This is a genomic window from Pusillimonas sp., from assembly GCF_035515275.1.
GTDB lineage: Bacteria > Pseudomonadota > Gammaproteobacteria > Burkholderiales > Burkholderiaceae_B > Pusillimonas.
Map to the genome: position 1 here is coordinate 1 of NZ_DATJBQ010000099.1, position 6,576 is coordinate 6,576.

The window sequence follows — 6,576 nt, forward strand, 5'->3', positions numbered from 1 at the left end:
CACCCGACTCACAGCAAGAATAAAGTAGCCAGGCCCAGGAAAATAAAGAACCCGAGTGAGTCGGTGAAGAATGTCAGCAGCACCGACGACCCCATCGCCGGATCCTTGCCCACGCGATCGCGGATAAGCGGGATGATGACCCCCACTGTCGCGCCGATCAGCATGTTCCCGATCATCGCTGCCATCATCACCAAAGCAATCGCCCATGATCGAGAGATGTACCAAGCAAACGCCGTGGCGAACAAGCTACCCAAGATGCCCACCAGCAGGGTGACTTTAAGCTCGCGCCTGACCAGTGGCCAGACATTGGAGCTGTTGATGCGGCCCACCGCCAGTGCCCGGATGACCAGCGTCATGGTCTGGTTGCCCGAGTTGCCGCCAATGCCCGCGACGATGGACATGAGGAAGGCCAGCACCACAATGTGGCTGACAGTGCCCTCAAACCGTGAAGCGACAAATGCCGCAGTTGAAGCCGTGAACAGGTTGACCACCAGCCAGGGCGCCCGGTTTCGCATGGCGTTGAAAGTCGACGCGAAAATATCTTCTTCTTGCAGGCCGGCGCGCGACAGGGCTTGTTCCTGAGAGTCTTCCTGAATCACATCCACCACGTCGGCGATGGTGACGCGACCGATCAGGCGGCCTTGGTCGTCCGTTACCGGGGCCGAGACCAGGTCGTAGCGCTCGAAGGCGCCGGCTGCATCGGCGTCGGAGTCGAGCGGATTCAAGGTGAGGTAGTCGGTGCTCATCACTTCTGACACTTCGAGCTCAGGCTCGCTGATAAGCAGTTTCGTCAGCGCCAGCGTGCCGCGCAGGCGGTCCTGGCGGTCGACGACGAAGATCTGGTCGGTGTGGTCGGGCAGCTCCTGCAGGCGCCGCAGGTAACGCAGCACGACTTCAAGGGAGACGTCCTCGCGTACACGCACCATCTCGAAGTCCATGATGGCGCCCACCGTGTCCTCGGGGTAACCCATGGCTTCGACCAATTGGGCGCGCTCTTCGTCGGTAAGGCCTTTCTGCACTTCGGCCACGACGTCCGGAGGCAGGTCGGGCACCAGGTCGGCCAGCTCGTCGGTGTCCATGGTGCCTGTCGCTGCCACCAGGTCTTGCAGATCCATGGACTTGATGAGCGATTCTCGCGCCCAGTCGTCGACCTCGAGCAGAACGTCGGCGTCGTGTTCGGCATTGACCAGTTGCCAGACCGCCTGGCGCTCGTTCTCGGGCAGGGACTCGAGAATGAAGGCAATGTCAGACGGATGCAGGTCGTTGACAATGTCCTTGATCTCGTTCTCGTGCTGCCGGTGCAGCATGCCTTCCAGCAGGTTCGAGCGCTCGTCGGTTTCGTACTGGCGATGCGCCAGGGCCTCGACTACCTCTTGACGCTTCAGGATGGACTGCAGGCGCTGCAACGCGAGCTGGGCATCTTCGGGGTCGAGTCGGCGCGGAATCGTGATGGGGCCCTCTGGGGGCGTGACTGGCGTTTCCGACATAGGCAACCTTGTTGATGAAACTGGGTCGGGGGGCTGTGCTTACCGGGAATCAGGCCCGGAGTAGGGCGATAAGCCGACTGCGCCGTGGTGGCTTGCTATTGTAGCGGAAGCAAGCCTTGCGGCGGTGACATGGAGATGATTGAGCGGCGCTTAGCCGGCGTCGGGCGGGCGCGCCAGGCGTCGACGGGCAAGCTCGACCCAGTAGCTTGCACCCAAAGGCAGTACTTCGTCGTTGAAGTCGTAGCTGCTGTTGTGCAGCATGCAGGGCCCCAGGCCATGCCCGTGGCTGCGATGGTCGCCGTCTCCGTTGCCGATCCAGACGTAGCAGCCGGGTTTTTCTTTGAGCATGAACGCGAAGTCTTCGGCGCCCATGGAGGGTGCGCGTGTCTGGTCGACCGCCGAGGGGCCGACCAGATCGTGCAGGACTTCGACGCAGAAGGCGGCTTCGTCGCTGTGATTGAGGGTGGGCGGGTAGCGGCGGTCGAAGATGAAGTCGGCCGAGCAGTTAAGGGCCTGGCAGGTAAGCGTGGCGATTTCACGCATGCGTTTTTCGATAAGGTCGATTGCCTGGTCGGAAAAAGTGCGCACGGTGCCGCGCATGACGGCGTCGTCGGGAATGACATTGTCGGCCGAGCCACTGTGGATTTGAGTAATGCTGAGCACAGCGGGATCCAAAGGGTCGAGCTCGCGGGTGATAATGGTTTGAAATGCCTGGGCCAGTTGAACAGCAGCCATGACCGGGTCGTGACCCAGGTTGGGCATGGCGGCGTGTGCCCCCTTGCCCCTGATCGTGATTTCGAACGTATTGCTCGAGGCCATGACCGGGCCGTCGTGAACAGCGAAGGTGCCGGCTTTCATGCCGGGCCAGTTGTGCATGCCGAACACGGCTTCCATGGGAAATCGTTCGAACAGGCCGTCGTCGATCATTTTTTTTGCGCCGCTGAAACCTTCTTCGGCAGGCTGGAAAATCACGTAGATGGTGCCTGCAAAATCGCGACTCTGGGCCAGGTAGCGGGCCGCGGCCAGCAGCATGGCGGTATGGCCGTCGTGCCCGCAGGCATGCATGACGCCGGCGTGCTTGCTGGCGTGGGCGAAGGTATTGGCCTCTTGCATGGGCAGGGCGTCCATGTCGGCGCGCAGGCCGACGGCCCTTGTGCCTGGTGTGAGCCCTTTAATAATGCCGACCACGCCGGTGACACCCATACCGCGATGTGTGGGTATGCCCCAGGACTCGAGCAGGCGGGCCACCAGGTCGGCAGTGCGCACCTCTTCGTAGGCAAGTTCGGGGTGGGCATGGATGTCGCGACGGATGTCGGCCATTTCGGCTTGCCAACCTACGATGGGTTCGACTAATTTCATGAAACCGGATCCTTGATACTTGACGATAAACTGTACCTTGATCGCGAAGTATCTTCAACGCCGATCGACAAAAACAAATACCCCGCCGGCGGGGCGGGAAAGCGAGGAGCTATGCAAAGGCCCTGGATCAAACATTACCCCGAAGGCGTTGTGCCCGAAATCAGCACCGATGGGTATCAGTCGTTACCTGATCTGATCGATCGCGCTTGCAAGAAGCATTCGCAGCGCCGTGCCGCAGCTTTCATGGGAAGCGACATGAGCTTTGCACAGCTTGACCGCCATGCCGAGGCGGTGGCTGCCTGGGTTCAGGCTCAGGGTTTGGCTGCGGGTAGTCATGTGGCGCTGATGATGCCTAATGTCATGGCCTATTTGCCGATCCTGGTGGGCGTGTTGCGCGCGGGCATGGTCGTGGTCAACGTCAACCCCATGTACACCGCACCAGAGCTTCGGCATCAGCTTGAAGATGCCGAAGTCGACATGATCTTCATCTTTGAAAGTTTTGCCGCCACCCTGGAGAAGGTTGAGCCTGAGATACGCCCGGCAAAGATTGTGCTGGTATCGGTGGGCGACCTGCTTGGTATCAAGGGTGCGGTGTTGAACTTTGCGGCTCGGCACGTCAAGCATATGGTGCCCTCGCATACTCTGAATGAAGCGGTTCGGTTCAAAAGCATCATGCGGTTTCGGGCTTCGACGCCTCGTGCGCCGGTGCGTCTTAGCCTGGATGACGTGGCGGTGTTGCAGTACACGGGCGGCACCACGGGCAGGCCCAAGGGGGCCATGTTGACCCACGGCAACCTGGTGGCCAACGTCCTGCAGGTTCAGGCGGTGGCGCGCCCGGTTCTGGGCGAAACCTGCGGTGCGGGCATGGTCATTCTTACTGCATTGCCCCTGTACCATATTTTTGCGTTTACGGTATGTGGGCTCTTTGCCATGCATGCGGGCATGACCAGTGTGCTTATAGCCGACCCGCGCAAGCTCGACACCATTTTGTCGGCATGGCGGCGCGACCCGGTGGGTATCTTTCCAGCGGTCAACACTTTGTTCAACGGCCTGCTTAATCGCCCTGACTTTGCCAAGCTTGATTTCTCGGCGCTGCGCTTATGTTTTGGCGGCGGAGCGGCAGTGCAGAAGGCCGTGGCCGAGCGCTGGCACAAGGTCACCGGCCTGCCGCTGATCGAAGGCTATGGGCTTTCTGAAACGTCACCGGTGGCGATTGTGAACCCCACCAACGCCCGCGAGTACTCCGGCGACATAGGCCTGCCACTGCCCTCCACCGACGTGGTCATGCTCGATGACAACGGCCATGAGCTTCCTTACGGAGAAGCGGGCGAGGTGGCGATCCGCGGGCCTCAGGTCATGAAAGGCTACTGGAAGCTGCCCGACGAAACACGTGACTCCTTCTGTGGCGGCTACTTCAAGACCGGCGACATCGGTATCATGAGCCCCGAAGGCCGGGTGCGCATCGTTGATCGCAAGAAAGACATGATCCTGGTTTCGGGCTTCAACGTGTATCCCAACGAAGTCGAGCAGGTGGTAATGCAGCACCCCGGGGTGGCCGAGTGCGTGGCGGTGGGTATGCCCAGCGCTGAAAGCGGCGAGATGGTGAAGTTATTCGTGGTAAAGAAAGACCCCGCCTTGACCGAAGCTGATATTCGCGCCTGGTGTGTGCAGCATTTAACGGGCTATAAACGGCCCCACGAAATCGAGTTTCGCCAGGAGCTGCCCAAAAGCAATACCGGCAAGCTGCTGCGCCGGGTGCTGCGCGACCAGGGCGACGCAGCCCAGCGTTGATGTTTGAATGTTAGCGTGGGCGTAAGTGCGGTTGAATCATGGTGTCCAACGCCTGTGCGATTTTTGGGTTGCCGGCATATAGGTAGCCGCCTTGGGGCCACGGCTGAATATGCCGCATGTCCTCGGCGATGCCGCCTGCCTCGCGTACGATAAGCGTGCCGGCCGCAACGTCCCAGGGCCCCAGGCCCATTTCCCAGTAGCCGTCGAAGCGTCCGCAGGCAACCCAGGCCAGATCCAGCGCTGCCGAGCCCATGCGCCGTACCCCACGCGTTGCGGGCAGGGCGGCGTTCAGTGTGGGCATGTATTCTTCGGCAAACGAAAAATCTCTGAACGGAAACCCGGTTGCCAACAAGGCTTCGGCAAAGCTGTCGGCCTGCGAGCATGAGAGCCGGTGTTCGTTGAGCCATGCGCCGACGTTGTGCATGGCGGTGAAGAGCTCTTCGCGATTGGGGTCGTAGACCACACCGATGACCGGTGTGTCGTGCGCGAGCGGCGGGCCGTCGTCGACGGTTGTGCCGGCATGGGCGATAAGCCCGATCGACACGGCGTAATGGGGAATGCCGTGAAGAAAATTGGTGGTGCCGTCTAGTGGGTCGATATACCAGGTGGCGGCGCCACTGGTTTGCCCGCCGGTTTCTTCGGCTACGATGCCGAACTGTGGTGTGCTGGCGCGCAGGTGTTCGATAATGGCGGCTTCTGCGTCATGATCGGCTTGCGAGACCAGGTCGTTGCGCGCTTTTTTTCCGATGACGAGGTCGGTGCGGCGCAATGAGTGAGCCTGCAGTATTGCGGCTCCGGTACGCGCTGCCGAGATGGCGGCATTGAGGTATTCGCTAAGATGAAACTGAGACGAAGGCATACGTGAACGAGCTTGCAGTAAAAGAGACTAGTGTACGCAACATTAATAACGGCGTCGCGCAACGTTGTGAATGTGCAGCAAGCCGGTGTGGTGGCGGGCTGGGCGGTCGTGGACGAAACTCGGGCGCGCGCAGCCCGGGTGGCGCGCAATGAGCCGATTCATGCCGCTCGAGCCGGCTGCCTTGCGGCGCGATGAAACCGGCACGCCGTTCAGCGTTCGTCATCAAGACGTCTATCATGCTCGCCAGGGGGCGCTTGAACAGGCCCGCCACGTTTTTCTTAATGGCAACGGGCTGCCCGGTCGTTGGCGCGGCAGGGCGTCGTTCACTGTGTGCGAAACCGGCTTCGGTCTGGGCCGCAACTTCCTGGCACTGTGGCAGGCCTGGCGAGAAGACCCGCGACGCAGTGGGCGGCTTCACGTGTTGGCATTCGAGGCCCATCCGTTTTCACGCAAGGACCTTGCCGCCGCCTCGCGGGAACTGCCTGATTCGTTAAGGCCCCTGGCCGAGAGGCTTGTGCAGTCCTGGCCTGAGTTGCTGCCTGGCGTGCATCGGCTCGAGTTCGACAGCGGCTGCGTGACATTGACCTTGATTTTTGGTCGTATCGAACACACCGCACGCGAGGCGCAGGCCGGCGTCGATGCGTTCTTTCTCGATGGGTTCTCGCCCACGAAGAACCCCGAAATGTGGTCGCCCGCCTTGTTTGGACAATTAGTGCGCATCGCCCGGCCCGGCGCAACAGCGGCAACCTGGTGTGCCAATGGCGCGGTGCGCCGCGATCTGCGCGACGCAGGGTTTCTGGTTCGCAAGACACCTGGGCTTGGCGGCAAGTGGGCAATGACGCAAGCGGTCTTGCGCCCAGGGCTTGGTCGGGGCACTGCGGCCCAGGAATCGGGGCCGATACTTATCGTCGGCGCCGGGCCGGCCGGAGCCGGCATGGCACACGCCCTGGCCCTGCGGGGCTGCGAGGTATTGGTGGCCGACCCCTCGTTAAGTGCAGGTCGAGGCGCCAGTCATCGCGGTCATTTGGCCGCAGCCATCACCCCACTGGTATCGCGTGACGACGACCAGCGGGCGAGGCT

At 61.4% G+C, this 6,576-nt stretch carries 5 protein-coding genes; 2 read left to right on the forward strand and 3 right to left on the reverse strand.

Features of this window, described 5'->3' with window-relative positions:
* Window positions 1-8: 8 nt before the first annotated feature.
* Window positions 9-1,487, reverse strand: coding sequence for a magnesium transporter (mgtE, locus tag VL003_RS07370; RefSeq protein ID WP_325441084.1), 1,479 nt, complete (start codon window positions 1,485-1,487; stop codon window positions 9-11).
* A 150-nt stretch (window positions 1,488-1,637) separates the two neighbouring features.
* On the reverse strand, window positions 1,638-2,846 hold the full coding sequence (locus VL003_RS07375) for a M20 aminoacylase family protein (RefSeq protein ID WP_325441086.1): 1,209 nt from the start codon (window positions 2,844-2,846) through the stop codon (window positions 1,638-1,640).
* Between the two features lie 111 nt (window positions 2,847-2,957).
* On the opposite strand from VL003_RS07375, the gene VL003_RS07380 reads away from it, so the two are divergent.
* Window positions 2,958-4,637, forward strand: a complete 1,680-nt coding sequence (locus VL003_RS07380) for an AMP-binding protein (RefSeq protein WP_325441088.1) — start codon at window positions 2,958-2,960, stop codon at window positions 4,635-4,637.
* Between the two features lie 10 nt (window positions 4,638-4,647).
* Here the strand turns inward: VL003_RS07380 and VL003_RS07385 are convergent, their stop codons facing one another.
* Complete coding sequence (locus VL003_RS07385; RefSeq protein ID WP_325441090.1) at window positions 4,648-5,496, reverse strand: inositol monophosphatase family protein; 849 nt, start codon at window positions 5,494-5,496, stop codon at window positions 4,648-4,650.
* 148 nt (window positions 5,497-5,644) lie between these two features.
* On the opposite strand from VL003_RS07385, the gene mnmC2 reads away from it, so the two are divergent.
* The coding region (gene mnmC2 / locus VL003_RS07390; protein ID WP_325441092.1) for a tRNA (5-methylaminomethyl-2-thiouridine)(34)-methyltransferase MnmC2 at window positions 5,645-6,576 on the forward strand (932 nt) is incomplete at its 3' end.